This window comes from Nocardia huaxiensis, from assembly GCF_013744875.1.
GTDB classification, from domain to species: Bacteria; Actinomycetota; Actinomycetes; order Mycobacteriales; family Mycobacteriaceae; genus Nocardia; species Nocardia huaxiensis.
Map to the genome: position 1 here is coordinate 4438982 of NZ_CP059399.1, position 25350 is coordinate 4464331.

The 25350-nt window shown below is 68.3% G+C and carries 24 protein-coding genes; 9 read left to right on the top strand and 15 right to left on the bottom strand.

Translation table 11 applies throughout. The annotated features are described in order from the left end of the window. Window positions 1–20: 20 nt before the first annotated feature. From H0264_RS20025 to H0264_RS20035, 3 genes are all read right to left on the bottom strand, one after another. Window positions 21–566 carry an HNH endonuclease gene (locus H0264_RS20025; RefSeq protein ID WP_181578955.1) on the bottom strand — a complete coding sequence of 182 codons (546 nt, stop codon included), beginning with the start codon at window positions 564–566 and terminating at the stop codon, window positions 21–23. A gap of 597 nt (window positions 567–1163) precedes the next feature. Continuing rightward, a complete protein-coding gene (locus tag H0264_RS20030; RefSeq protein ID WP_181578956.1) occupies window positions 1164–1763 on the bottom strand; it encodes a hypothetical protein in 600 nt (199 codons plus the stop codon). 148 nt (window positions 1764–1911) lie between these two features. After that, the gene (locus H0264_RS20035; protein ID WP_181578957.1) at window positions 1912–4110 is read right to left on the bottom strand and encodes a malate synthase G; all 2199 of its coding nucleotides are present in this window, start codon (window positions 4108–4110) and stop codon (window positions 1912–1914) included. A gap of 194 nt (window positions 4111–4304) precedes the next feature. Between H0264_RS20035 and H0264_RS20040 the strand changes: the two genes are divergently transcribed. The 4 genes from H0264_RS20040 to H0264_RS20055 all read left to right on the top strand — a co-directional run bounded on the left by H0264_RS20040 (window position 4305) and on the right by H0264_RS20055 (window position 7631). Beyond that, window positions 4305–5051 carry an SDR family NAD(P)-dependent oxidoreductase gene (locus H0264_RS20040; RefSeq protein ID WP_181578958.1) on the top strand — a complete coding sequence of 249 codons (747 nt, stop codon included), beginning with the start codon at window positions 4305–4307 and terminating at the stop codon, window positions 5049–5051. Beyond that, a complete protein-coding gene (locus H0264_RS20045) occupies window positions 5048–5677 on the top strand; it encodes a TetR/AcrR family transcriptional regulator (RefSeq protein WP_231086089.1) in 630 nt (209 codons plus the stop codon). The genes H0264_RS20040 and H0264_RS20045 overlap by 4 nt, the downstream gene beginning before the upstream one ends. A gap of 10 nt (window positions 5678–5687) precedes the next feature. Continuing rightward, window positions 5688–6977: an acyl-CoA dehydrogenase family protein gene (locus H0264_RS20050; protein ID WP_181578959.1), complete on the top strand. Its 1290-nt coding sequence runs from the start codon at window positions 5688–5690 to the stop codon at window positions 6975–6977. Between the two features lie 120 nt (window positions 6978–7097). After that, window positions 7098–7631 (top strand): DM13 domain-containing protein, encoded by a 534-nt coding sequence (locus H0264_RS20055; protein WP_181578960.1) that lies wholly within the window; start codon window positions 7098–7100, stop codon window positions 7629–7631. Here the strand turns inward: H0264_RS20055 and H0264_RS20060 are convergent. Beyond that, window positions 7628–8581 (bottom strand): GlxA family transcriptional regulator, encoded by a 954-nt coding sequence (locus H0264_RS20060; protein WP_181578961.1) that lies wholly within the window; start codon window positions 8579–8581, stop codon window positions 7628–7630. The two genes, H0264_RS20055 and H0264_RS20060, sit on opposite strands and share 4 nt — an antisense overlap. An 84-nt stretch (window positions 8582–8665) precedes the next feature. Between H0264_RS20060 and H0264_RS20065 the strand changes: the two genes are divergently transcribed. Both H0264_RS20065 and H0264_RS20070 read left to right on the top strand, forming a co-directional pair. After that, window positions 8666–9301, top strand: a complete 636-nt coding sequence (locus H0264_RS20065; RefSeq protein WP_181578962.1) for an HD domain-containing protein — start codon at window positions 8666–8668, stop codon at window positions 9299–9301. A gap of 134 nt (window positions 9302–9435) precedes the next feature. After that, complete coding sequence (locus H0264_RS20070) at window positions 9436–10659, top strand: NAD(P)/FAD-dependent oxidoreductase (protein WP_276514555.1); 1224 nt, start codon at window positions 9436–9438, stop codon at window positions 10657–10659. A gap of 4 nt (window positions 10660–10663) precedes the next feature. On the opposite strand, the gene H0264_RS20075 is transcribed toward H0264_RS20070, so the two are convergent. The 5 genes from H0264_RS20075 to H0264_RS20095 form a co-directional block, all read right to left on the bottom strand. Then, window positions 10664–11401 carry a PaaI family thioesterase gene (locus H0264_RS20075; RefSeq protein WP_181578964.1) on the bottom strand — a complete coding sequence of 246 codons (738 nt, stop codon included), beginning with the start codon at window positions 11399–11401 and terminating at the stop codon, window positions 10664–10666. Window positions 11402–11611: 210 nt separating this feature from the next. Beyond that, window positions 11612–12442, bottom strand: coding sequence for a 3-methyladenine DNA glycosylase (locus H0264_RS20080; RefSeq protein ID WP_231086078.1), 831 nt, complete (start codon window positions 12440–12442; stop codon window positions 11612–11614). A gap of 74 nt (window positions 12443–12516) precedes the next feature. Continuing rightward, window positions 12517–13581: a hemolysin family protein gene (locus tag H0264_RS20085; RefSeq protein WP_181578966.1), complete on the bottom strand. Its 1065-nt coding sequence runs from the start codon at window positions 13579–13581 to the stop codon at window positions 12517–12519. Continuing rightward, window positions 13574–14944, bottom strand: a complete 1371-nt coding sequence (locus H0264_RS20090) for a hemolysin family protein (protein ID WP_181578967.1) — start codon at window positions 14942–14944, stop codon at window positions 13574–13576. The genes H0264_RS20085 and H0264_RS20090 overlap by 8 nt, the downstream gene beginning before the upstream one ends. Before the next feature lie 277 nt (window positions 14945–15221). Beyond that, entirely contained in the window at window positions 15222–16658 is a 1437-nt protein-coding gene (locus H0264_RS20095; protein WP_181578968.1) for a GuaB1 family IMP dehydrogenase-related protein, read from the bottom strand. Between the two features lie 259 nt (window positions 16659–16917). Between H0264_RS20095 and H0264_RS20100 the strand changes: the two genes are divergently transcribed. From H0264_RS20100 to H0264_RS20110, 3 genes are all read left to right on the top strand, one after another. Continuing rightward, on the top strand, window positions 16918–17358 hold the full coding sequence (locus H0264_RS20100; protein WP_181578969.1) for a nuclear transport factor 2 family protein: 441 nt from the start codon (window positions 16918–16920) through the stop codon (window positions 17356–17358). Between the two features lie 136 nt (window positions 17359–17494). Next, the gene (locus H0264_RS20105; protein ID WP_181578970.1) at window positions 17495–18262 is read left to right on the top strand and encodes a helix-turn-helix domain-containing protein; all 768 of its coding nucleotides are present in this window, start codon (window positions 17495–17497) and stop codon (window positions 18260–18262) included. 100 nt (window positions 18263–18362) lie between these two features. Continuing rightward, window positions 18363–19118 carry a helix-turn-helix domain-containing protein gene (locus H0264_RS20110; protein WP_181578971.1) on the top strand — a complete coding sequence of 252 codons (756 nt, stop codon included), beginning with the start codon at window positions 18363–18365 and terminating at the stop codon, window positions 19116–19118. Between the two features lie 273 nt (window positions 19119–19391). Here the strand turns inward: H0264_RS20110 and H0264_RS20115 are convergent, their stop codons facing one another. The 6 genes from H0264_RS20115 to H0264_RS20140 all read right to left on the bottom strand — a co-directional run bounded on the left by H0264_RS20115 (window position 19392) and on the right by H0264_RS20140 (window position 25294). Then, window positions 19392–20822: a DEAD/DEAH box helicase gene (locus H0264_RS20115; protein WP_181578972.1), complete on the bottom strand. Its 1431-nt coding sequence runs from the start codon at window positions 20820–20822 to the stop codon at window positions 19392–19394. Further along, window positions 20815–21756, bottom strand: coding sequence for a M56 family metallopeptidase (locus tag H0264_RS20120; RefSeq protein ID WP_181578973.1), 942 nt, complete (start codon window positions 21754–21756; stop codon window positions 20815–20817). Before H0264_RS20120 ends, H0264_RS20115 begins: the two co-directional genes overlap by 8 nt. A gap of 43 nt (window positions 21757–21799) precedes the next feature. Beyond that, a complete protein-coding gene (locus H0264_RS20125; RefSeq protein WP_181578974.1) occupies window positions 21800–22201 on the bottom strand; it encodes a BlaI/MecI/CopY family transcriptional regulator in 402 nt (133 codons plus the stop codon). A gap of 107 nt (window positions 22202–22308) precedes the next feature. Continuing rightward, the gene (locus tag H0264_RS20130) at window positions 22309–23145 is read right to left on the bottom strand and encodes an ABC transporter ATP-binding protein (RefSeq protein WP_181578975.1); all 837 of its coding nucleotides are present in this window, start codon (window positions 23143–23145) and stop codon (window positions 22309–22311) included. Beyond that, window positions 23142–24260 carry a FecCD family ABC transporter permease gene (locus tag H0264_RS20135; RefSeq protein WP_231086070.1) on the bottom strand — a complete coding sequence of 373 codons (1119 nt, stop codon included), beginning with the start codon at window positions 24258–24260 and terminating at the stop codon, window positions 23142–23144. Before H0264_RS20135 ends, H0264_RS20130 begins: the two co-directional genes overlap by 4 nt. Then, on the bottom strand, window positions 24257–25294 hold the full coding sequence (locus H0264_RS20140; protein WP_181578976.1) for a FecCD family ABC transporter permease: 1038 nt from the start codon (window positions 25292–25294) through the stop codon (window positions 24257–24259). Before H0264_RS20140 ends, H0264_RS20135 begins: the two co-directional genes overlap by 4 nt. Window positions 25295–25350: the final 56 nt, after the last annotated feature.

The following is a 25350-nucleotide window of genomic DNA, read 5'->3' on the forward strand; positions in this document are numbered from 1 at the left end:
TTCTCGTCCGATCACGCGATTCACGACGCGGCCAGTTCCTTCCAGATCTGCCGCTGCTTTCTCTCCATGTCTCTGGGCGCCTTGGGCTCCCACAGCAGTCGCATTCCGGCCTCCTCGGGAGTCCGGTCCGCCTTGTAGGTGTTGCAGGGTCCGCACGCGGCGATCAGGTTGGCCCAGGTGTTCGGGCCGCCCTTGGAACGCGGGCGGATGTGGTCCACGGTGCGGGCCCACCCGGCGCAGTACCCGCACCGGTAGGCGTCACGCCGCAGGATCGCGGCGAGGGTGGCGCGGCTGTTGTCGTCGTGTACGAGTACCCGGTGCTCGAGATATACGTATCGGGTCAGCCGGATGGTTTCCGGCAGCGCGATCTCGACATGCTGCGAGCGGATGGGGAAGTGCGGCTGCTTGTCGGCGACCGTTTCGGCGGCGCCGCTGAGCAGCAGCACCACGGCGCGTTCGGCGCGGATCTCGTGCAGCGCCTCGTAGGAGGCGTTCAGCAGCAGCACCCCGTGGTGTATCCAGTTGTCTGAGGTTATCTCCGGGTCTTCGGCATGACGGGACAGCATGGGGCTCACCATGTTTCGTGGAATCGGTAGCGAAGTGGCAGGAAAGGGGAAGGGCTCAGGCGAGCACGGGGAGGCGATCGGAACCGTGGCTACCGCGCTGGGTGCACTCGGTATCGTGCGCCGCGAGGGCTCGTCCGCCTGTCGACATCGGATTCTGTTCGGGCAAAACCGGGTTCATCTGTCGCCTCCTCCTTCCTGCTGGTAGCGGCCGACGCTGGAGTGCGCCGAGCCGGTGATCATCGTCGAAACATATGGTGACACAACGGTCGTACCGTCGTCGCGTGGTTTTTTCGCCCCTGGGACCGGAGCCGTTACACTGTCGGGCCCTCGGTCGTGCTGGTTCAACGACCGGGGTTCCCGATTTGTTCCACGGCCTCGCCGACCGGGCCGGACGCGGCGAACCCCTCCACCGCGGGGCGGCGAAGGGGTTCGCGAATCTGCTTGGGGGACGCCGGATTACAGCGGGATGGGGCCCGACGAGCCGGTCGAGGCCCAGACCCAGGCGGCGTTGACGCGCGAGACGAGCAGGTTGACGATGTCGAGAACGGTGCTACCCATGAAGAACCTTCTGGTCGGAGAAAACTTTCGCCGGGCAGCCTAGTCGTTGTTGCTGTAGTCCGACACGTAGACGTAGGTGTGCCACTGGCCGTCGTGCTCGGCGTACCGGTACGCATTGCGCTTGCCGGGCGCGGGTTCGGGCGGGCCGCTGGGCAAACGGACGAATCCGTCGATATTGCTGAGGAATCCGGCGTCGGCCAGATCGAATCGGCACCCGTCGGCCAGCCGCTGCACCCGGTCGAAGGTGTAGACGCCGATGCGAATCGCACCGGTGGACTCGGTGCAGCTGGCCGCCGCCTGATCCAGCGCCGACCGCGACGCCATCCATCCGAGCTTGCCCGGCACGCCCAGCCACAGCACGACCAGCGTGGTCGCCAGCACCAGCGGCAATCCGATGCTCGGCCAGTAGATGCGATAGCTGACCCCGCCGACGACCGCCAGCGTCAGCCAGATGGCGAACAGGCCCGCCATCGGCATGAATCCGGTCAGCATGGCATCGAGGGTGTCGCCCGAGGACGCCGAGATCCACATCAGCCACAGGCAGCCCGCGGCCCCGAGGCCCAGGATCACGACCATCGCGAGCCACCAGCCGACCGGGGTTCCCCGCCGGGGCGCCGAAGGAACCGGATACGCAGTCACGGTCGCTCATCATGCCCCATGCCCGCACACCCGCGAGCCCGGATCCGGCGACTCGTCCCACCTACGCCACGCGAGCATGGCCGAATACGGAAAACCCCCCGGCCGTCCGTGGACGACCGGGGATTTCCGATGCTGTGCGCCTGCGGGATTACGCGCCGAACTTGGCGTTGTACTCCTTGGCCTCACGGCGACGGCGGTGCAGGATCGGCTCGGTGTAGCCGTTGGGCTGCTTGGTGCCCTCGAGCACCAGCTCCTTGGCCGCCTGGAAGGCGATGGACCCGGCGAAGTCCGGGGCCATCGGGCGGTAGGAGGAGTCACCGGCGTTCTGGCGGTCGACGATCGGCGCCATACGCTCGAGCGAGGCGAGCACCTCGGCCTCGGTGACCACGCCGTGGCGCAGCCAGTTGGCCACCAGCTGCGACGAGATGCGCAGGGTCGCACGGTCTTCCATCAGGCCGACATCCTTGATGTCGGGCACCTTGGAGCAGCCGACGCCCTGGTCGATCCAGCGCACCACGTAGCCGAGAATGCCCTGGGAGTTGTTGTCCAGCTCCTGCTGCTTCTCCTCGGCGGACCAGTTGGTGTCCTGCGCCAGGGGGATTTCCAGGATCTGATCGACGGTGGCGCGCGGGCCGCCCTTGGCGATCTCGGCCTGCCGCTTGAACACGTCCACCAGGTGGTAGTGGGTGGCGTGCAGGGTGGCGGCGGTCGGGGACGGCACCCACGCGGTGTTGGCGCCGGCCTTCGGGTGGCCGATCTTCTGCTTGAGCATTTCGGCCATCAGGTCGGGCATGGCCCACATGCCCTTGCCGATCTGCGCCTTGCCGGGCAGGCCGGTGGCGATGCCGGTGTCGACGTTCCAGTCCTCGTAGGACAGGATCCACTGCTGGGTCTTCATCTCGGCCTTGCGGACCATCGGCCCGGCCTCCATGGAGGTGTGGATCTCGTCGCCGGTGCGGTCCAGGAAGCCGGTGTTGATGAAGACCACGCGGTCCTTGGCGGCGTGGATGGACGCCTTGAGGTTGACCGTGGTGCGGCGCTCCTCGTCCATGATGCCGACCTTGAGCGTATTGCGCGGCAGGTCGAGGGCGTCCTCGATGCGGCCGAACAGCTCGTTGGTGAAGGCGACCTCGTCCGGGCCGTGCATCTTCGGCTTCACGATGTAGATCGAGCCGGTGCGGGTGTTCTTCAGCCCGCCATTGCCATTGGCGGCATTGAGGGCGTGCTTGGCGATCAGGACGGTGATGAGGCCGTCCATGATGCCCTCGGGGATCTCGTTGCCGTCCTTGTCGATGATGGCGTCGGAGGTCATGAGGTGGCCGACATTGCGCACGAACAGCAGCGAACGGCCGTGCAGCACAAGCTCACTGCCGTCGAGCGCGGTGTACACGCGGTCGGGGTTCATGGTGCGGGTGAAGGTCTTGCCGCCCTTGGACACCGCCTCGGCCAGATCGCCCTTCATCAGGCCCAGCCAGTTGTGGTAGCACAGGACCTTGTCCTCGGCGTCCACGGCCGCGACCGAGTCCTCGAAGTCCATGATGGTGGTGACCGCGGACTCCAGCACCAGGTCCTTGACACCGGCGGTGTCGGTGGAGCCGATGGGGGATTCCGGGTCGATCTGGATCTCGATGTGCAGGCCGTTGTGCTTCAACAGGATCGAGGTCGGGTTGGCCGGATCGCCCAGGTAGCCGACGAGGGCGTCGTTGTCGGCCAGGCCGATGTCGGTGCCGTCCTCGAGGCCGACGACGAGCTCGCCGTCCTCGATGGAGTACTTGGTGGAGCCGACGTGCGAGCCGGTGATCAGCGGCACCGCGTCGTCGAGGAAGTTGCGGGCCCACTCGATGACCTTGTCACCGCGGACCTTGTTGTAGCCGGTGCCCTTTTCCGCGCCGTTCTCCTCGGAGATGGCGTCGGTGCCGTACAGGGCGTCATACAGCGAGCCCCAGCGCGCGTTCGCCGCGTTGATGGCGAAGCGGGCGTTCATCACCGGCACCACGAGCTGCGGGCCCGCGGTCACAGCGATTTCGGCGTCCACGTTCTCGGTGCCGATCTGGAAGTCGGCCGGTTCGGGACGGAGGTAGCCGATCTCGGTGAGGAACTGCTTGTAGGCAGCCTTGTCGTAGCCGGCGCCGGGGTTGGCGCGGTGCCACTCGTCGATCTTGGCCTGGATGTCGTCGCGTTCCGCCAGCAGTGCGCGGTTACGGGGAGCGAGGTCGTTGATGACGGCCTCGGCACCCGACCAGAACGCGGCGGAATCTACGCCGGTACCGGGAAGAGCCTCGTTCTCCACAAACTCGTGAAGGACGCGCGCGACCTGGAGCCCGCCGACCTGAATCCGCTCTGTCATCTAGATGCCTCATTTCGAGAAGCCGGGTGAAAAAGTACGCCCGTCATGTTACTCGCGGGTACCGCGTGGCCTGTCACGGCACCCTCCCCGGAGTGACCTATCCCATGCGGTCACAAACCCTTGAATGTTCCGGGCGGTACATTTAATGTACTGCGCAGAACATTTCTGATTCTCGGGACGCGAAGGTGCGATTCATGGGAGATGCGTTGTCCGGCAAGGTCGTTGTGGTCACCGGCGGTAGCCGCGGGCTCGGGCGCGAAATGGTGCTGGCCTTCGCAGGGGCCGGGGCGGACGTCGTGATCGCCAGCCGGAAGCTCGAGGCGTGTGACGAACTAGCCACTGCGGTGCGCGAGAAGCACGGGGTGCGGGCGCTCGCTGTCGCCTGCAATGTCGGGGTGTGGGAGCAGTGCGACGCCCTCGCCGACGCGGCCTACGCGGAATTCGGGCGGGTCGACGTGCTGGTGAACAACGCGGGCATGTCACTGCTGTACCCGAGCCTGGATCAGGTCACCGAGTCCATGTTCGACAAGATCATCGCCACCAATCTCAAAGGGGCGTTCCGGCTGTCGGCGGTGATCGGGGCGCGCATGGCCGCGGCGGGCCGCGGGTCGATCGTCAATATCTCGTCCATGGAGGCGACACATCCCGAGCCGATGGCGGTGCCGTACGCGGCAGCCAAAGCGGGGCTGGAGACACTCGGAGCCGGGATCGCACAAACCTACGGACCGGCGGTGCGGGTCAATACGATTCGCTGCGGGGCCTTCGACACCGATATCGCCAAGGCGTGGCCGCCAGAGATGCGGGACTACATGGTGCAGCACACCGCGCTGGGCCGCATCGGGGTGCCCGCCGATATCGTCGGGGCCGCACTGTTTTTCGCCTCCGATGCCTCGGCCTTCTGCACGGGGGCGACCCTGGCGCTGGACGGTGGCTGGCGGTGAGCGCGCAACCGGTGCGCCGGCGCGGGCGGCCACCCGCCTCGGAGGTGAATCCGGGACAGACGCGGGAGCGGATCGTGCGCGCGGCCATGGAGCTGTTCGCGGAGAAGGGGTTTCACGCCACCAGCGTCGCCGAGATCGGCGACCGGGCCGGGATTCAGCGGGGTGCGCTGTACTACCACATCGGGTCCAAGGAAGAGCTGCTCTTCCAGATCCGGCGGGGGTACACGCAGACCATGTTCGAGGCCGCGGCGGCCATCGCCGATAGTGAGCTCGATCCGATGAGTAAGCTGCGCAACCTGATTCGCAGCCATGTGCGGCTGATCATCGAGCATCAGTACGAGGTGGCCATCGCGCTGCGCGACGCCGGGGCGCTGACCGCCGAACGTGAAGCGGACCTCCAGCAATTGCGCGACGGCATCCAACGCTGCTGGCAGCGCGTCATCGACGAGGGCCATGCGGCGGGCGTGCTGCGCACCAACGATCACGTCGTCGGCAACAGCCTCGTGGCCATGCTGAACATGGTGAGCCGCTGGTATCGCCCCGACGGCGCGCACACCCCCGAACAGATCGCCGACATTCTCATCACCACCATCCTCGACGGCGTCGCCACGACCCGGAGCAACTGAAAGGCTGACCATGGCTTGGGATTTCGAGACCGATCCGGAATACCAGAAGAAGCTGGACTGGGTCGCGGAGTTCGTCCGCACCGAGGTCGAACCCCTCGACCTGATCTACCCGGAGCCCTACGACCGGCAGAACCCGGAGATCCGGGCGCTCATGAAACCGTTGCAGGACAAGGTGAAAGAGCAGGGCCTGTGGGCCTGCCACCTCGGCCCCGAGCTCGGCGGGCCCGGCTACGGGCAGGTCAAGCTGGCGCTGCTCAACGAGGTCATCGGCACCTCCAAGTGGGCTCCGCTGGTATTCGGTTGTCAGGCACCGGATTCCGGCAATGCCGAGATTCTCGCCCACTTCGGGACACCGGAGCAGAAGGCGAAGTACCTGCAGCCCCTGCTCGACGGTGAGATCGGCTCCTGCTACGTCATGACCGAACCCACCGGCGGCTCCGACCCGACCGCGTTCAAGACCCTCGCCGTGCGCGACGGCGACGAATGGGTCATCAACGGCGAGAAGTGGTTCAACTCGGCGGCCGAATTCGCCAGCTTCCACATCGTCATGGTGGTCACCGACCCGGAGGCCGAACCACACAAGCGGCTGTCCATGTTCATCGTCCCCGCCGACACCCCGGGCCTGGAGATCGTCCGCAACTTCACCGTCCCCGGCTTCTCGGAAAACGAAGGGCACCTGCGGTTCACGAATGTGCGCGTGCCCGCCGACGCGCTGCTCGGCGCGGAAGGGCTCGGCTTCATCGTCGCCCAGACCCGGCTCGGCGGCGGCCGGGTGCATCACGCCATGCGCACGGTCGCCATGGTGCGCAAGGCGTTCGACATGATGTGCGAGCGCGCCGTCTCCCGGCCCATGCGCAAGGGCGTGCTCGGCGGCCTCCAGATGACCCAGGAGAAGATCGCCGAAGCCTGGATCGAAATGGAACAGTTCCGGCTGCTGGTGCTGCGCACCGCCTGGCGCATCGACAAGGAGCAGGACTACCGCAAGGTTCGCCACGACATCGCCGCCATCAAGGTCGCCATGCCGAAGGTGATGCACGACATCGCCCAGCGCGCCATGCACCTGCACGGGGCCATCGGCGTCAGCACCGACCTGCCGTTCGTCGACATGATGAACTACGCCCAGGTCATGGCCATCGCGGACGGGCCCACCGAGGTCCACAAGATCACCCTGGCCAAGGAGGTCCTCAAGACCTACGCACCGGGAGATCCGGTGTACCCCAGCGGTTTCCGGCCCGCCCTGCGGGAGAAAGCGCGCGAGCTGGTGGCGCAGCGGCTCGAACACACCGTCGGGAACCTCTGAGCAGGCCCGTCGCAGGTGATGACGGAACGCTGACATCTGCCCCGAAGCGCTGGTGCAACGCCTGGCGGTGCTGTTCTATCGGCTGGTCAGGTCATCCGCGGCGGCTTCGGGAGGCAGCACATGTCGAGGGTTGGGACCATTGTTCGATCGCCGATCACCTGGGTGGTGACGGGCGTGCTGGTCGTGGCGCTCGCGGTCGGGACGGTGTACTTCGCCCCGTGGAAGCTGTTCACCAGCACCACCGTGGTGGAAGCCGTGCCCACGGCCGCCGCGCCCGCTGTCTCCGGCGCGGCGGTGGAACCGCGCACGCTCTACACCGGCACACTCATCTCGCACGAGCACGACACCAGCGGCACCGTCGCCGTGCTGCAACTCGCGGACGGGCGGCGGGTGCTGAGGCTGGAGAATCTCGACACCAGCGACGGCCCGGACCTGCACGTGTGGCTCAGTGACGCCGCCGTGCTGGAGGGGCGCGACGGCTGGGGCGTCTTCGACGACGGCGACCACACCGACCTCGGAAAGCTCAAGGGCAACAAGGGAAGTCAGAACTACGACATCCCCGCCGAGGTGGATCTCGCCAAGCTGGGCAGTGTCACGGTCTGGTGCGTCCGCTTCCACGTCTCCTTCGGCGCCGCCGAATTGCGGGCGGCCTAGCGGCTGGCGGTGCGGAAGCGGGCGCGGTAGGCGGAGGGGGTTACGCCGAAGTGGCGGAGGAAGATTCGGCGGAGCGACTCGTCGCTGCCCAGGCCGGAGCGACGGGCGGCCGAGGTGATGGATTCGCCGGATTCCAGCATGGATTGGGCGGCTTCCAGACGGACGGATTCCACGAAGGCGGCGGGGGTGGTGTGCAGGTGTTCGTGGAACAGGCGGGTGAGGTGGCGGACGCTCAGAGCGGCGCGAGAAGCCATGGCGGACAAGGAATGATCGGCCGCCGGGTCGGCGAGGATGCTGTCGAGGAGCGCGCGGAGCGGATCGTGGCGGGGGCGCGGGAGGCGCGAGGCGACCGAGAACTGGGATTGGCCGCCGGGACGTTGCAGGAAGACGACCAGGTCTCGGGCCACCTCCCGGGCGAGGTCCGCGCCTTCGTCCTCCTCGATGAGGGCCAGGGCCAGGTCGATGCCCGCGCTGACGCCCGCCGAGGTGAAGACGCTGCCGTCGCGGACGTAGATGGCGTCCGGTTCCACCGTGATGCGCGGGTGCACACGGGCCAGCATCGCGGTGTGCCGCCAGTGCGTGGTGGCGCGGCGGCCGTCGAGGACGCCGGCCTGGGCGAGGGCGAAGGCGCCGGTGCAGACCGAGGCGATGCGGCGGGCGGAGGCGGCGAAATCCGGTATGGCGTCGAGTAGTTCGCGCGGGACGGGGGAGTGCGGCAGGCCCGAGGAACCCGGGACCAGGACGGTGTGGGCATCGCGAACCTCGGCGAAACTCGCGTTCACGGTCAGGCTGGTGCCGGCGGAGGTGGTGACCGGGCCGCCGGTGGGGGAACAGAGGATCAGTTCGTACGCGCCGCCCAGATCCGTTGCGGTACTGAATACTTCGAGAGGTGCGGTGGCGTCGAGGAGGCGGACGCCCTCGTAGGCCAGGACGGCGATCTTGCGGGTCACCCACCCAGACTAATGGCCAGATCTGTGGGGTTCGTGGCCGGATGGCCATGGTGGCGGGAACCCCGCGGCGGCGAGGCTCTAGGCATGACAACGATCGCTGATATCCGGATCCCCGACAGCCGCCTCGCCGCCGAAGCCACCGAGCTGGTCCGCGACACCGCCTCCGAACTGATCTTCAACCATTCCCGCCGGGTGTACCTGTTCGGCGCCCTGCAGGGGCGGCGCCGCCTGCTCGACTTCGACGCCGAACTGCTCTACGTCGGCGCCATGTTCCACGATCTCGGTCTCACCGAACGGCATCGAAACAGTATGCGGCGCTTCGAGATCGACGGGGCCGACGATGCGCGCGACTTCCTGCGCGGGCACGGAATCGCGGCAGGCGACGCCGATACGGTGTGGACGGCCATCGCCCTGCACACCACCCCGGAGATCCCGGCGCACATGGCCCCCGAGATCGCGCTGGTGACCGCGGGCGTCGAAATGGATGTGCTCGGAATCGGATTCGACGATATTCCGGCCGAGGTGCGGGAGGCCGTGGTGGCGGCGCATCCGCGTCCGGACTTCAAGAAGCGAATCCTGGCCGCCTTCACCGAGGGCAACGCGCATCGTCCGGGCTCGACCTTCGGCAATGTCAAAGCCGATGTACTGGAGCGCTTCTCGCCCGGTTACGTCCGGGAGAACTTCGTGGAGGTGATCGAGAATTCGAAGTGGGCCGAATGAGAGCCGCTCGGGCGCACGAAAATTTCCATATGCGAGCAGCCGGACGGGCTGGTTAGGGTCGGAATCGTCCCGAGGGCCCCGGGGTCGAAATCACTCGCTCTCTCAGTGGAGGAACAGTGTCAGACCATTCCGACGTGGTTGTCATCGGTGGCGGAATCTTCGGGTGCACAATGGCTTTGCACCTGATCGAAGCCGGGGCGGGAAGCGTCCGGCTGCTCGAACGCGACGGGCTTTTTCAAGGCACCAGCGCGGCCGGTGCGGGATTCCTGGGAAGCTGGACGCCCTTCGAGGCCGAACAGGCGGTGACCCGGTACGGCCTCGATTACTATGCCGGTCTCCAGGATCGAGGCCACGATATCGATCTGCGGAGCAATGGCATCCTGTGGCTGGACGCTCGCGCGACCTCGCTGCGGGAGATCGGCGAAAGCGGTTGGCAGAACAGCGAATCGGCCACGGTGCTGGACGCGGCCGCGGTCGCGGAACTGACCCACGGCCTGGTGGCGGGACCAGCGGTGACCGGGGGTGTGTTCGAACCCGGCGGTGCCCAGGTCTTCGCACCGAAGGTCGGGGCCGCACTCGCCGAGAGGTTGCACCGGCATCCGGGGGTGGTCGACTCGCGGCGGCCGGTGACGGCCCTGCGCACCCGCGGCGGCCGGATCGTCGGTGTCGACACCGCGACGGGACCGATCGACTGCGATGCCGTCGTCCTCGCCGCGGGGGCCTGGAGCAACGAATTGCTTTCTCCCCTCGGTGTTTTCCTGCCCAGCGCACCCCGGATCACCTCACGGATCATCACCGGCGATCTCGGACTGCCCGGCACTGTGCCCGCACTGTTCCTGTCCGGGCTGGTACCCGAGGATCCCGACGGCGGAACGCTGCTGTGGGCGCGGCGGCACGACGGCGGACTGCTCTGGGGCGGAATGTACGAAGTGTTCCCGCGCCACATCCTGCTGGACGCACCGATGCCGGAACGGTTCGACGACATCCCGTACGACGGTGTGCGAGAACTACTTCGAGTGGCTGCCCGGGCCGATACCGTCATGCCGGTCCTGGCCCGGCAGTCGAGCATCAGGGTCAAGCACGGGGCACCCTGCTACACCCCGGATTGGCGGGCGCTGGTCGGGCGGGTCTCCGCCGTCGGAGGTCTGCATGTGCTGACCGGAGACAACGAAGCCGGGCTCACCCACGGTCCCGGCTACGCGAAGTTCCTCACCGACCTGCTGCTGCGGGGAACCAGTGAGCTGGCCCCCGCCGACGCCTGGAACCCCGATCGCTTCGGCGACCGGTACACCACCCAGGCCGAGGTCGTCGCGGCCTTCCTCGAATACCAGGGTTCGTTCACCGGATATTCGGGGTAGACGGTCAGGACTCGCGTGGCTCGATCCACAGCGCTTCGGCCAGTGCGCACAGCTCGCCGTCCGCCGTGGAAAGAGCCACGCCCACAGTGTGTTTGCGGCCGTCACGATCGATCGGCCAGGCGTAGGCGATGTGCTCGGCGCCGGAGAGGACGGGACGCAGCTGGGTGGCGGTCAGGGCGGCGGTGAACGCGCCCTGCCGCATCTTGGTGAACACCCATGCGGCGATGCCGCCGGGGCAATCCAGGGCGGACCACACATTCCCCGGAGTCAGCTCACCGTTCTCGTCGGCCAGCCCGGCGTCGGGCGTCCAGGCCGCGGCCATGAGACGCTCATCCGGCGTCGCCCAGGGGAACAGGCGCAGTCCGCGACCGGGCTCGCACAGGACTCCGCAGCCGTAGCAGTCGGTCACCACACGCTTGGGGGAGGAGAGCGCGTTCTCCGTGGCGGTCTTGGCATCCGCCCACGATGGCGCGGGCGGCGGCGTGAGATCCAGGGTGGAGGGGGCGGCCTCGACGAGCACGGTGCCGTCGGCCGCGGTCAGCGTCGCCCGGCCCTCCCGTGGCGCGGGCAGCAGCAGCGGCGCGCCGACCGCCACCGACCGGCGGAAGTCCACCCGAATCGGCGTCGTCCCGAGACCAGCGTTGCTGTGCGCGGCGAGCAGGCCCGCGACATATCCACCGAACGCCACCTGCGGGTAGCCGTGGATGTGGTCCGGTATTTCGAGCTGTCGCGCGCCGATCATGCTGTCGATCAACCTCTCCCGGCCTGTCGGCCGCCTTCGAGATCGACCATACCGAGCGCTGACAACCGGCCGCGACCGGGACTGCGGCACTTCTGCTGTGTCCGGTCTCGCTGAGGGGTGCGAGATCGAACGCGACAGACGGTAGCCGGAATCGCCCCAAGTGAAACGCCGTCATTTATGTGGGCGGGGGTTATGGGGGCGCGCCGCTGGTCAGGGATTCCCGGTGGGGATGGGCTGCCGCAGCAGAGTTCGGCAGGAGTCGAGCAGCCGGGCGCGCAGCGGAGCGGCCAGCTCTGCGACCTCGGCCTGTCGGCGGACGTATTCCGCACGGCCCGAAGGTGTTTCGATGCGGATCGGTTCGTAGCCGTACTCGGCCAGGTCGTAGGGGCTGGCCTTCATGTCGAGTTCGCGTGCGGTGCAGGCGAGTTCGAAACAATCCAGGAGCAGGCCGGAGTCGATGAGCGGGGTGAGCTTGAAGGCCCACTTGTAGAGGTCCATGTTCGCGTGCAGGCAGCCGGGCTGTTCGCGGTGGATCTGGTCCTCGCGGGTGAGGACTTCGATATTGAGCGGGGCCGCGGCGGGGGTGAAGAAGCGGAAGGCGTCGAAGTGGCTGCAGCGCAATTGCATCGACTCGACCACGGCGTCGGTGCCCGCACTGCCCAGGCGCAGGGGGACCTGCTGATGGCGCACGTCGTCGGTGTGGTAGACCATGGCCCACTCGTGCAGGCCGAAGCAGGACAGCTGGGTGGGGCGGGTGGCGGTGGACGCCAGCAGGTTCGCCACGAATTCGATGGTGTCGCGGCGCTTTTCGAGGAAGGCCGGGTCCGCGGTCCAGGCGGCGTCGCCGGAGGGCAGCGAGATCCGGTGGTAGCCGCGGAAATCCGTGTACTCGCGGGCATCGGCGAGGGCGACACCGAAACCCGGATGCCAGCGCTTGAGCTGGGCGGGCTTGTGCCCGTAGTAGGTGAACAGGAAGTCGATCACCGGATGTTTGGAACCGGCCGCGCGCCGCTCCAGATACGGGCCGACGAGGGCGTCCACGCGGGCGCGGTGGTCAGCGGCCCGGGCCCGCCAGTGCGGGCCCGGGAGTGCCTGTGGTGCGGGGGCGTTCACGGCTACTCGGCGATGCGGTGGGTGGCGTCACGGACGGTGCCGACGAACTCCTCCACCAGGTCCTCGAGGGCGACGATGCCGACGGTATTGCCGCGGCTGTCGACCACGCGGCCGAGATGGGAGTTGGTGCGGCGCAGGCGGGCCAGAGCCTCGAAGAGGGTGGTGCCCATGCTCACCGTCGGCAGGGGGCGGATATCGGTGCGCGGGATGGGGGTGCCCGGGCCGGCGTCGTCGTCGGCGACCAGGTCCAGGACATCCTTGACGTGCAGGTAGCCGACCAGTGAACCGTCCTCGGCGCGCACCGGATAGCGGGAGAAACCCGTTTCGGCGACCGCGGATTCGATATCGCCGAGCGTGGTGCCGTCGCCGCGCAGCGGCACCGAGCGGGTCTTGTCCAGGGGCACCATGACATCGGCGACGATGCGGTCGCTGGAGCCGAGCGCCTGGGTGAGGCGGCGGTGTTCTTCCTTGTCCAGCAACCCTTCCGAATGCGATTCGCCGAACATCTCGGCCAGTTCCACCTCGGACACGGTCGAATCCAGTTCGTCCTTGGGTTCGATGCGCAGCGCCCGCAGCGTCAGGTTCGCCGCCAGGTTGTAGACGAAGATGAGCGGGCGGGCCAGCCGCAGCCAGGCCAGATGCAGCGGAACCAACAGCAGCGCAGTGCGTTCCGGTCCGGCGAGCGCGATGTTCTTCGGGATCATCTCGCCCAGCAGGATGTGCAGGATCACCACGATGGTCAGCGCCACTGCGAAGGAGATCGGGTGCAGCAGCGAATCGGGAATGCCGACCAGGTCGAACGGACCCTCCAGCAGATGCGCCACCGCCGGTTCGCCGACGCGGCCCAGCAGGATGGAGCAGATGGTGATGCCCAGCTGTGCGGCCGCCAGCATCATGGACAGATTCTGGCCCGCCTCGATGACGGTGTTGGCGCTGCGTTTGCCCTGTGCGGCAAGCGCTTCCAGCCGGTCGCGCCGTGCCGAGATGAGCGCGAACTCCGCGCCCACGAAGAAGGCGTTGCCCAGCAGCAGGACCACGGTCAGCAGGATCGCGTAGATGTCACCCATGGCTGTGCTCCCAGGTCGCGATGGCCTCGGCGTCGACCGGCCGCAGCAGCACCCGGTCGATGCGGCGGCCGTCCATGCGCTCCACCTTGGCCAGCCAGCCGCCGTCGGAGTGGTCGTGTTCGCGGTGGCCCGCCAGCGGCAGCAGCACCTCGTCGCCGGTCTCCGGAATGCGGCCCAGGCGTTCGAGCACCAGGCCGCCCAGGGTTTCGTATTCGCCCTCGGGGGCGTCGTAACCCGTTGTGCGCGAGACCTCGTCGATGCGCAGCAGGCCCGAGCAGTTCCAGCCCGCGGCGGTGCGGCGCACGTCGAGTTCTTCCTCGTCGTGCTCGTCGCGGACGTCGCCGAGGATCTCCTCGATGATGTCCTCCATGGTGACGATGCCCGCGGTGCCGCCGTATTCGTCGACGACCAGGGCCACCTGCATGCCGTCGCGGCGCACGCGCTCGAGCACCTCGTCCCCGTCCAGGCTGGCGGGCACGATCGGCACCGGTTGCGCGATGTCCTTCAGCTTGACCGTGCGACGCGCCGAAATCGGGTGCAGGAAAGCCTGTTTGATGTGTACGACGCCGATTGTGTTGTCGAGATCGCCCTCGATGACCGGGAATCGGGAGAAGCCGGTGTCGTGTGCGGCCTCGATGAGGTCGGCGAGGGTGGCGTCGCGGTCCAGGGAGGTGATCTTCACGCGCGGGGTCATGAGTTCCTCCGCGCTGCGATCACCGAATTGCAGTGAGCGGTCCACCAATTGGGCGGTGCGCTGATCGAGCGCGCCGTGCAGCGCCGAGGTGCGCACCAGCGAGCCCAGCTCCTGCGGGGAACGCGCGGAACGCAATTCCTCCGCGGGCTCGATGCCCAGCCGGCGCACGGCCCAGTTCGCGGTCCCGTTCAGGAAATTGATCATCAGCCGGAAGACGGCGGAGAAGCCGATCATCGGCCCGGCGGTGAGCCGGGCGGTGGACAGCGGCGCGGCGATGGCGATGTTCTTGGGCACCAGCTCGCCGTAGATCATGGACAGCGAGGTCGCCAGGATCAAGGCCAGCGCCAGCGAAATGCCGTGCGCGGCACCACTGCTCACACCGAGTGCGGTGAACAGCGGCTCCAGCAGCCGGGCCAGCACGGGCTCGGCGATATAGCCGGTGATCAGCGTGGTGATGGTGATGCCCAGCTGCGCGCCGGAGAGCTGGAAGGAGAGGGTGCGATGCGCCTGACGCACCTGCCGGGCGCGCATATCGCCTTCGCGGGCGTGCGCTTCCACGGTGCTGCGTTCCAGGGCGGTGAGCGAGAATTCGGCCGCGACGAACAGGGCGGTGCCCGCGGTCAACGCGATGAAGCCGAGCAGACTTGCGATGGTGAGAAGGACTGACACGGTCAGCACCACCCGGCTATTCGAGGCGGTGTGTCGACGGTGGCGCCGGGTTTGTCACCCGGCTCGGTAGAGGAGCCCTCCTGTGCGGCGCCCTCGGACGCGGGTGACAACTGGTTCCTTTCGCAGGGTGACATGATGCTCGGCCGCTGACACGGGTGGTCAGGGTCCGGTAGCGCCCATGCTACCGGCAACTGTCCAGATCGCGTGCGACCGGCCCGGGCGTGCGAAACCCGGCGGGTCCGCGAGGGATCCGCCGGGTTCGGGGTGTGCGATCAGGTCACCAGCCGGACGGCAGCGGGCGGCCCTCGGCGAAGCCGGCGGCCGACTGCACACCGAGGATGGCGCGCTCGTTGAACTCCGCCAGGGTGCGCGCGCCCGCGTAGGTGCAGGAGCTGCGCACACCGGAGGTGATGTGGTCGAGCAGGTCCTCGACACCCGGGCGCTCGGGGTCCAGGCGCATGCGCGAGGAGGAGATGCCCTCCTCGAACAGGGCCTTGCGGGCGCGGTCGATGGCGGAGTCGGTGGCGGTGCGGGCGGCCACGGCGCGCTTGGACGCCATGCCGAAGGACTCCTTGTAGCGGTTGCCGTCGCGGTCGATGCGCAGGTCGCCGGGCGACTCGTAGGTGCCCGCGAACCAGGAGCCGACCATCACGTTGGACGCGCCCACCGCGAGGGCCAGTGCCACGTCGCGCGGGTGGCGGACACCGCCGTCGGCCCACACGTGCTTGCCGAATTCCTTGGCGGCGGCGGCGCATTCGGCCACGGCGGACAGCTGCGGGCGGCCCACACCGGTCATCATGCGGGTGGTGCACATGGCGCCGGGGCCGACACCCACCTTGATGATGTCCGCGCCGGCCTCGATCAGATCGCGGGTGCCCGCGGCCGAGACCACATTGCCCGCGACCAGCGGCACACCCAGATCCAGGGCGGCGACCGAGCGCAGCGCCTCGATCATCTTGGACTGATGCCCGTGCGCGGTGTCCATGACCAGCACGTCGGCGCCCGCGTCGACCAGGGCCTTGGCCTTGGCCGGGACGTCGCCGTTGATGCCGACCGCGGCGGCGATGCGCAGCTTGCCCTGCGCGTCGACGGCCGGCTGGTAGATGCCCGCGCGGACCGCGCCGGTGCGGGTCATGACGCCCGCCAGGGTGCCGTCGGCGTTCACCAGCACGGCCAGGTTCGCGTGGCCGGCGTGCAGCATGCCGAAGATCTCGCGCGGCTCGGCATCGGCCGGGGCGGTGACGAAGTTGGGGTCGGCGACGGTGCTCAGCCGGGCGAAGCGATCCACGTCGGCGCAGGCCTGCTCGGTCACGACACCGACCGGCTTACCGTCCTCGACCACGATGACCGCGCCGTGCGCGCGCTTGTGGATGAGCGCCAGCGCATCCGACACCGACTGCTCGGGATCGAGGGTGACCGGGGTGTCGGCGGTGAGCGAGCGGCTCTTGACGAACGCGATGGTGTCCGCGGCCGCCGGAATCGGCAGGTCCTGCGGCAGCACCACGATGCCGCCGCGGCGCGCCACCGTCTCGGCCATGCGACGGCCGGAGACGGCGGTCATGTTCGCGACCACGATCGGAATGGTGGTGCCGGTCCCGTCGGCGGTGGCGAGATCGACGTCGAACCGGGACGTCACATCCGTCCGGCTGGGGACGAGGAAGACGTCGTCGTAGGTGAGGTCGTAGGGCGGGTTCTGCCCAGGAAGAAACTGCACGGTGGTCGCCGCTCCATAGGTTGACGTGGGGTTCTCGTGTTCTCCATGCTCCGATAGCAGGTATATGGCACGAATCAACCCGAAGGTCTTCCATGGGCCCGATTGCCCTTCGTGCGCTACCTGGTGTCACACATGCAACGCACCAGTGTAGTCGGTCAAATTGCGGACCGGTCGGAACGTAGTGGCCGCGAGGGCGTCCGAGGGCCTCGCGGGCCCCGTCGGGTTGTCGGTGCCCCCGGGGTGCCCTACGTTCGGAACAGTGACTGACACAACGGTTTTGGCCGACCGCATCGAGATCGGCGACACCATCACCAAGCTCTTCGTCTACTGTGACCAGTTTCGCTGGGACGAGATGCTGACCACGGTCCTGGCCGAGGAACTCTGGTTCGACAACGGCTTCGGCGATCCCGCCGGTCCGCGCACCGCCACCGATATCGTCAAGACCTGGGCCGAGGGACTCGGCGCGCTGGACGCGGTCCACCACCAGGCCGGCAATCACCTGATCGACCTCACCGGTGACACCGCGCTCGCACACGCCGATTCCATTGCCGTGCACGTGAAGAACGACGCCGCACACGGCAGGACGCGCACCTTCGTCGGCAGCTACGTCCTCGGTTTGCGGCGTACGACCGCGGGCTGGCGCATCGACCGCTTCGAATACAAGCTCAAGACCATCGAAGGCAACGCCGACCTGACGTGATCGCGGACACTCCTCCCGGCCCGCGACTCACGATGTGACCTGCCATAACGGATCCGGCTATTCCCATGCAAACCAGTTGGTTCTGTGTGAGGATGCCCAGATCGCATAGGTCGGGATCGCTGGGAGGAGATCCGCCATGAAAGCCGAAATCGCCCTCGACGCCCCTGTGAGCGAACCCCCGGCCTTCGGGCACATGCTCCGGCGGCTACGCGATTCGCGCGGCGTGTCCCGGGAACGGCTGGCCTTCAACGCCGGTGTCAGCAGCAGCTACATCACGCATTTGGAGAAGGGGTCGCGGACGCATCCGACCGATCAGGTGGTCGACGCCTTCCTTCGCTATCTGGACCGCATCGAGCGCATCTCGGGCGCCGACCGTCGCCAATTGCGCGACCTCGCCGGACTTCCCGCGACCGCCAGCCCGACCATTACGGAACTGCGGGCGGCGATCACGCCCGATATGCGACGCACCCTCGAGTTGAATACCGCGGCCGCGGTGGTCGCCCTCGGCGGCAACCTGCTGCTGCGCAATGCGGGCTGGGAACACGCCTTCCCCGGAATGACGGAGAGCGGCAACGAGTTCCGATGGTTGTTCAGCCACGAGATGGCGCGGCGCGTACTGGTGGACTGGGAGCAGGAGTGCGCGCTGTCGGTGCACGCCTTCCGGCTGGCCATGGGCGGTCCCAATGCCGAACCCTTCGTCGACCTGCTCGACGAAATGCTGACCTACCCCATCTTCCGGCGCAACTGGGCCGACGCGCAGGTCGCCGAGATCTCCCCGGCCTGGCGAATCCGCCTGCGCGACAGCCGGACCGGTGAGCCGCGCAGCGCGCTGGTGCAGACCGGTCAGCTGTTCTCGGGCGCTCATCCCGGGTGGCTGATCTCCCAGTTCCTGCTGCCGGTCTAGGCCGGTGGCACAGAATGGGTCAGACAAACCGGTTGGTTTCATGTGAAAATCGGGATCTCGCTCGACATTCGGGCCACGCTCTACTTTTTCAGGAACCGCCATGACCGACCTTGCACGAGAACTTCCGGTGCCGACCTTCGGGCAACTCTTGCGGCGGCTGCGGGACACACGCGGGGTTTCCCGGGAACGACTGGCCTTCAACACCGGCGTGAGCAGCAGCTACATCACGCATCTGGAGAAGGGCTCCCGCGCACACCCCACCGATCAGGTCGTCGCCGCCTTCCTGCGCTATCTGGATCGCGTCGAACAGATATCCGGTTCCGACCGCCGCCAACTGCTGGACCTGGCCGGCCTGACCTCCACCGCGTATCCGACCGATGCGGAGCTAGCCGCCGAGATCACTCCCGACATGCGCCGCATCCTCGATTGCACCCGGCCGGCTGTCATCGTGGCGGCGGGCGGCAACCTGCTGCTCCGCAATGCGGGCTGGGAGCAGGCGTTCCCAGGAGTCACGGAGAGCGGCAACGGGTTCCGCTGGCTGTTCGGACATGAGCTCGCGCCGTGCGTGCTGCCCGACTGGGACCGGGAATGCGCACTGTCCGTGCGCACCTTCCGCCTGGCCATGGGCGGCCCCTGGGGCGCCCCCTTCGCCGACCTGCTCGAAGAGATGCTCACCTACCCGGCCTTCCGGCTCGGCTGGGCCGATGCGAATGTCGGCGCGATACCCCCGGCCTGGCGAATGCGGCTGCGCGACTTGAACACCGGCGAGGAGCGCACGGTCCTCGTCCAGACCGGGCAGCTGTCCTCGGGCGCCTACCCGGGCTGGCTCATCTCCCAGCTCCTGCTGCCCATCTAGGCACAAGATGGCTCCGCGCTGGTCGCCGGAGAACTCCCGGCCGCCGTGGGGTCGGTACGAAGCCGCCCGATCTGTCCTGCACGGCGAATCCGCCTGTGCCACATACGAACCGGCGGGTCCGGCGGTGCTCGTGCAGACCGGCGGGGTTGGGTGCGCACCGCACCCCGCAAGGCGATAGCTGCCCGATTGCCGTGGCGGCGGGCATGTCACGGCCGAGTGTGATTCGCCACGAATCGGCGGCGTGTCACCGACTCCGGGCGCGGCGGGGCGGATTCAGCGGGTTGGGCGCGGCGGCTTGGCCTTCGCGCCTGGCTTGCGCTTCTTGTTGTGGGGGCGGCTTTCGCCGCGCGGGATGGGGCGGCCCCGAGCGGGGGCGGCCGGTGAATCCTTTTCGGGCGCAACGTAAGCGGCGGGGTCGGAGACCTGGCGGCCGGAGGGGCGGCGGGCGCCGGTGATCTCGAACAGGCGGCGATCGCTCGGGCGGACGTCGAGGTCGGTGGCGGTGATGCTCGCCTGCCGCATCACGTGGGTGACCTCGTCGCGGTCGTCGGGAGTGGCGACGGTGACCACGGTGCCGGTGGCTCCGGCGCGCGCGGTGCGGCCGGTGCGGTGCAGGTAGTCCTTGGGGTCGGCGGGCGGATCCACGTGTACGACAAGGGAGATGTCGTCGACGTGGATGCCGCGGGCGGCGATGTCGGTGGCCACCAGGACGGGCGCGGTGCCGTCGGCGAAGGCGGCCAGGGTGCGATTGCGCTGGTTCTGGGCCTTGCCGCCATGCAGGGCCACGGCCGCCACGCCCGCCTCGCGCAGACGGGTGGCGAGTTTCTCCGCGGCGTACTGGGTGCGGACGAAGAGCAGCGTGCGGCCTTGGCGCGCGGCGATTTCGGTGACGATGGTGCGTTTGTCGGTGCGGCGCACGTGCAGGACGTAGTGCTCGATCGTGGGGACGGACGTCGCATGTTCCGCGCCCTGCGAGAGGCCGTTGCCTGCCGTATCCGCGTGGTTCGCCGTGGTTTCGGGATCGGCCCCCGGGGAGTCGGTCCCGCTCGGCGCGGCCGGTTTCCCGACCGAATGCTCGATCGGGGTGCGCAGGTAGCGCTCGACCACGCCCGTGACGGTCTCGTCCAAAGTCGCTGAGAACAGCAGCTTCTGGGCTTCGGCGGGGACTCGGTTGAGGACGGCCGTGAGCTGGGGGAGGAAGCCGAGTTCGGACATGTGGTCGGCCTCGTCGATCGTGATGACCCGCACGTTCGACAGGTCGGCGGCGCGGCGGCCGATGAGGTCGGTGAGGCGGCCGGGGGTGGCGATGAGGACGTCCACGCCGCGGGCCAGGCGCTCCTCCTGCTTCTTGATGGGCAGGCCGCCGACGGCGGTGGCGACCCGCAGGCCCAGGGCGAGGGACGGCTCGTCCAAGACCGATTCGATCTGGATGGCCAGTTCGCGGGTCGGCGCGAGGATCACACCGCCCGGTTTGCCGGGGGCGGAGGGTGAGCCCTTGAGCCGCATCAGCATCGGCAATCCGAAGGCGAGGGTCTTGCCCGAACCCGTTGCGGCCCGGCCCAATACATCGTGACCGGCCAGGATGTCGGGGATGACGGCGGCCTGGATGGGGAAGGGCCTGTCGATGCCGTCGCGGCGCAGGGCGTGGACCAGCACCGGCGGCAGGCCGAGATCGGCGAAGCGTACCGCGGGGGCGTCAGGCACGGCTCAGCAGCCTGCTCAGCTCGACCAGCCAGGGGATGGCGACCGCGAGGGTGGGGACGACCAGGATCGCGGCGGCGGCCAGGTAGGCGGCGACGGCGATGCGCAGGCCGCCGATCGGGCCGGCCAGGCGCTGGATGCGGATCAGGGTGGTGGGACCGCCGACGGCCATCGCGCCTTGCGGGGCAGGGGAATTGGAGCAGGCGACGAGGGCGCGGGCCAGCGGAGTGGGCCCGGTGACCTTGACCGCGGAGTCGTCGGCGAGCAGTTCGATGAGCAGTTTCACCGAATCCAGCGCGGATTTCGATCGCACGACGCGCGGGAACGCCTCGTGGGCGGCGGTGAACGCCTCCAGCACCAGGTCGTGGCGGGCGCGCAGGTGCGAGCGCTCGTGGCTGACGATCGCGGTCAACTCCTCATCGGACAGATTGGTGACGGTGCCCTGGCTGAGCACCACGCGCCGGCGCAGGCCGGGCAGGCAGTAGGCGATGGGCTCGGTGGCGGCCAGCACCCGGATGTCGTTGGATTTGCGTTCCACCCCGGTCTGATCCAGCAGGTCGACCAGCATGCGGTGGTGCGCGCGGCGGCGGCGGGTGTGGATGCCGACCCGGATCACCGACCAGATCAGGCGCGCGCCGATGAGCAGGGTCAGCGCGAAGACGGTGACGTAGGCCAGCCACAGCGGCAGGCCCAGCGCGTCGATCTCCTGGCTCGGGGTGGTGGTGGGCCGACCGTCCTCGCCGGGGACCAGCAGCCGGCTCGCGATGGCCAAGCCGGATCCGAATGCCGACAGCACCGCCGCGAGCGCGATGGCCTGCCAAAGCACCAGGGCGGCACGGGGACTGCGGTACGGCCACTTGGCTCGCGCGAGCAGCGCCGGAGCCGGTCCCGCCAGAAACAAGGCGAGACCGGCGAAAACCGGTGCTGTTACGTCCATTCCTCAGCTCACTGCGTTGTGGCGGTCAGGGCCGAGGGTACAGCTACTTGGGTTCTTTCGAATCCTTGCGCGCCGCCTCGGTGGCTTCGAGCTTAGCGAGTGCGTCGCGCAGAGCGGCAGCCTCATCGGCTCCTACCTGTTCCACGAAGTGCACGAGCGCGGCCCGGCGGCTGCCGACTTCGTCGGCCTGCTGCAGCGCGTCCACCATGAGCGAGGCCACGAGTTCGTCGCGGGTGTGCACGGGGGCGTAGCGGTGGGCGCGATCGTCGCGCTGCTGCACGACCAGATTCTTCTTCGCGAGACGCTGCAGAACGGTCATCACCGTGGTGTAGGCGAGCTCGCGGCGTTCGGCGAGAGCCTCATGGACCTGCCGGACCGTTTGCGGTTCGTCGGCCGACCACAACTGGTCCATGACCGCTTTTTCGAGTTCACCAAGACCTGCCATCCCACAAGTTTACGGAGACAACGACAGGAATGCGTACTACAAGCCGTCGTAACCGGGTGGTTGCTGGTGTGGGATTGGTCATAGGCCCTGCGACCGGGGCATGAAGATCAGAGATCCGCGTGCACATGCCGGGTGCCGATGGGCACGATCATGGGTCGCCCGGAGACCGGGTCTTCCAGCACGGAAGCGCGCAGTCCGAAAACTTCGTGCAACAACTCGGCGGTGATGATGTCGCCGGGACGGCCCTGGGCGATGATGCGGCCGGCGCACATGACGATCAGTTGATCGCTGTAGCGGATGGCGAGGTTCAGATCGTGCAGCACCATGACGACCGTGCGGCCGTAATCGTCGTGCAGGCGGTCGACCAGATCGAGCACCTCGAGCGAGTGCGCGAGATCCAGATACGTGGTCGGTTCGTCCAGCAGCAGGATGTCCGTTCCCTGCGCGAGGGCCATGGAGATCCACGCGCGCTGCCGCTGCCCGCCGGAGAGTTCGTCGAGGGTGCGATCGGCCAGATCCCCGATGCCGGTCTGCTCGAGCGCGGTGGCCACCTCGGATTCGTCATCGGCCGACCACTGGCGCAGCCACGACTGATGCGGATGCCGTCCGCGCGCAACCAGATCCGCGACGGTGAGCCCCTCCGGCGCGACCGGCGTCTGCGGCAGCATGCCGACGATGCGGGCCACATCCTTGGTCTTCATGGACGAAATGGCCTTGCCGTCCAGCACAACCTGCCCGTCGCGCGGGCGCAGCAGCCGGCCCAGCGAGCGCAGCAGGGTGGACTTGCCACAGCCGTTGGGGCCGATCACCGTGGTGATCACACCGGGTTCGATGTCGACACTCAGTCCATCGACGATGACGCGATCGCCGTAGCCGAGGGTGACGTTCTCGGCTCCCAACCGGTGGTCGGCGGCCGAATGCTGATGGTCCGCAGCGAGAGTCATAGGGTCGCCTTCCGATTGGCACGTACAAGCAAGTAGAGCAGGAACGGTCCACCGCATGCCGCGGTGACCACACCGACGGGCAGATCGATGGGAAAGACGGTGCGCGCGGCCAGATCCGCGCCGAGCACGGCGATCGCGCCCACCAGCGCCGAGCCGATGATCGGCTCGCCCGGGGTGCCCAGCAGGCGGCGCGCGATCTGCGGTGCGGCCAGGCCGATGAAGGCCAGCGGGCCGACGGTGGACACGGCCAGAGCGGTTGCGGCGCAGGCGGCTCCGAGCAGGATGGCCTGCTGGGTTTGCAGGCGCACGCCGAGGACGCGCACGGTGTCGGTGCCCAGGCGCAGGGCCGCGAGGGTGCGGGCCGAGGCGGCGGTGACGGTCAGCGCGATGCCCAGGCCGATGGCGGCGGGCACCAGGGTGGACCAGTCGGAGGCATTGAGCGAGCCGGTGATCCAGTGCTGGGCGTGCGAGGCGTCGGCCAGGGAGGCGCGGGCCATCAGCCAGGTGACCACCGACATGAGCACCGCGTTCACGCCGATGCCGATGAGCACCAGGCGAAATCCCATGGCTCCGGCGTCGGCGGTGCGGCCGCGTCCCCACGCCAGCGCATAGATGAGCACGGCGGTGAGCAGGCCGCCCGCGAGCGCTGCGAGCGGAACGCCCAGCGCGGCAACCACACCGGTGGCGGTCCCGCCCGCGCCGACGATCACCGCGACCGCGCCGACACTGGCCCCGGCGGTGATGCCGAGCATGTCCGGGCTGGCCAGGGGATTGTGCAGAATCGATTGCGCCACAGCGCCGGCCATGCCGAGCGCCGCGCCCACCACGATGGCGGTGAGCGCGCGCGGCAGCCGCGCATCCATGATCACGAAGCGCTGGGCGCGAGTTCCGCCGCCGCCCAGGACATCCAGGACCTTGCCGAGCGGAATATTGAACTCGCCCACCGCGATATCCAGCGCGAACAGGCCCAGCAGGATCGCGATGAACGCGATGATGGTGAGCAGCATGCGGATTCGCAGGACCGCCGAGAACCTGCCCAGGCGAACCGCCGGACGGGTCGCGCGCAGCCCGGTCCGGTCTTGCGGCGGATTGGACTGGGTTTCCGGGATGCTCACAGGCTCACCAGCTTCCGGCGGCGGACCAGCAGAATGAAGAAGGGCGCGCCGATGACGGCGAGGGTGAAGCCGGCCTGGAGTTCGCCGGGGCGGGCGATCAAGCGGCCCAGGGTGTCGGCGATGAGCAGGGTGACCGCGCCGATGATTCCCGAATAGGGAAGCAGCCAGCGATAATCCGGCCCGGTCAGTGCCCGTGCGAGATGCGGCACGATCAAACCGAGGAAGGCGATCGGCCCCACCGCGGCGGTCGCGGCGCCGGTGAGCAGCACGATGGCCAGCAGTCCCAGCGCCCGGCTGCGGCCGAGGTTCACGCCGAGCCCGCGCGCCACATCGTCGCCGAGGGCCAGCAGGTTCAGGCCCGGGGTGGCCATGACGGCGAGCACCGCGCCGATGGCCAGGAATGGCAGCACCTGCCAGATCACCGAGGCGTCGTGCCCGGCGATATCGCCGACCACCCAGTACCGGTAGGTGTTCAGCGCGGTCCCGTCCAGCAGCACCACGATATTGGTCATGGCCTGCAGGAACGCCGTGACGGCCGCACCCGCGAGCACCAGGCTCAGCGGGCTCGCCTTCCCGCCGCCGAGCGAGGACACCCCGAACACCACCAGCCCCGCGATCAGCGCCCCGAGGAACGCGAACCAGATGTATTGCGAGGGCGCGGTGAACGCGAACAAATGAATGCTCAGCGCCGCGAGGAAGGCCGCGCCCGCGTTGAGCCCCAGCAATCCTGCGTCCGCGAGCGGATTGCGGGTATAGCCCTGGATGAGCGCGCCGGCCATGCCCAGGGCCAGACCGGTGATGAGGGCGAGCCCGGTTCTGGGCAGGCGCAATTCGCGCACGATCTGTTCTTCGGCCCCGTCGGTGGGGCAGCTGAGCGGCAGTCCGCCCGGACAGGTGAGGGCGTCGTACACGGTTCCCAGCCCGATGGCGCGGGAGCCGAGCGCGATGCTGGCCGCGAGGGCGCACAGCAGTAATGCGGCCAGAAGGAGGAGTCCGAGCAGACGTCGCCGTCTGGTGGTGACTACGGCGGGCACGGTGACGAACTACTCCTGATCGAATTATTGCTGGTTTAAGTCTGGTAAGCCTAACC

What these genes read in the sequence shown, in the direction of transcription:
- H0264_RS20120 (WP_181578973.1), bottom strand. Translation starts at nt 21,756, where the DNA reads ATGGACGTAACAGCACCGGTTTTCGCCGGTCTCGCCTTGTTTCTGGCG.
- H0264_RS20075 (WP_181578964.1), bottom strand. Translation starts at nt 11,401, where the DNA reads ATGATCGGCGCGCGACAGCTCGAAATACCGGACCACATCCACGGCTAC.
- H0264_RS20040 (WP_181578958.1), top strand. Translation starts at nt 4,305, where the DNA reads ATGGGAGATGCGTTGTCCGGCAAGGTCGTTGTGGTCACCGGCGGTAGC.
- H0264_RS20105 (WP_181578970.1), top strand. Translation starts at nt 17,495, where the DNA reads ATGAAAGCCGAAATCGCCCTCGACGCCCCTGTGAGCGAACCCCCGGCC.
- H0264_RS20085 (WP_181578966.1), bottom strand. Translation starts at nt 13,581, where the DNA reads ATGGGTGACATCTACGCGATCCTGCTGACCGTGGTCCTGCTGCTGGGC.
- H0264_RS20035 (WP_181578957.1), bottom strand. Translation starts at nt 4,110, where the DNA reads ATGACAGAGCGGATTCAGGTCGGCGGGCTCCAGGTCGCGCGCGTCCTT.
- H0264_RS20065 (WP_181578962.1), top strand. Translation starts at nt 8,666, where the DNA reads ATGACAACGATCGCTGATATCCGGATCCCCGACAGCCGCCTCGCCGCC.
- H0264_RS20025 (WP_181578955.1), bottom strand. Translation starts at nt 566, where the DNA reads ATGCTGTCCCGTCATGCCGAAGACCCGGAGATAACCTCAGACAACTGG.
- H0264_RS20110 (WP_181578971.1), top strand. Translation starts at nt 18,363, where the DNA reads ATGACCGACCTTGCACGAGAACTTCCGGTGCCGACCTTCGGGCAACTC.
- H0264_RS20050 (WP_181578959.1), top strand. Translation starts at nt 5,688, where the DNA reads ATGGCTTGGGATTTCGAGACCGATCCGGAATACCAGAAGAAGCTGGAC.
- H0264_RS20125 (WP_181578974.1), bottom strand. Translation starts at nt 22,201, where the DNA reads ATGGCAGGTCTTGGTGAACTCGAAAAAGCGGTCATGGACCAGTTGTGG.
- H0264_RS20055 (WP_181578960.1), top strand. Translation starts at nt 7,098, where the DNA reads ATGTCGAGGGTTGGGACCATTGTTCGATCGCCGATCACCTGGGTGGTG.
- H0264_RS20130 (WP_181578975.1), bottom strand. Translation starts at nt 23,145, where the DNA reads ATGACTCTCGCTGCGGACCATCAGCATTCGGCCGCCGACCACCGGTTG.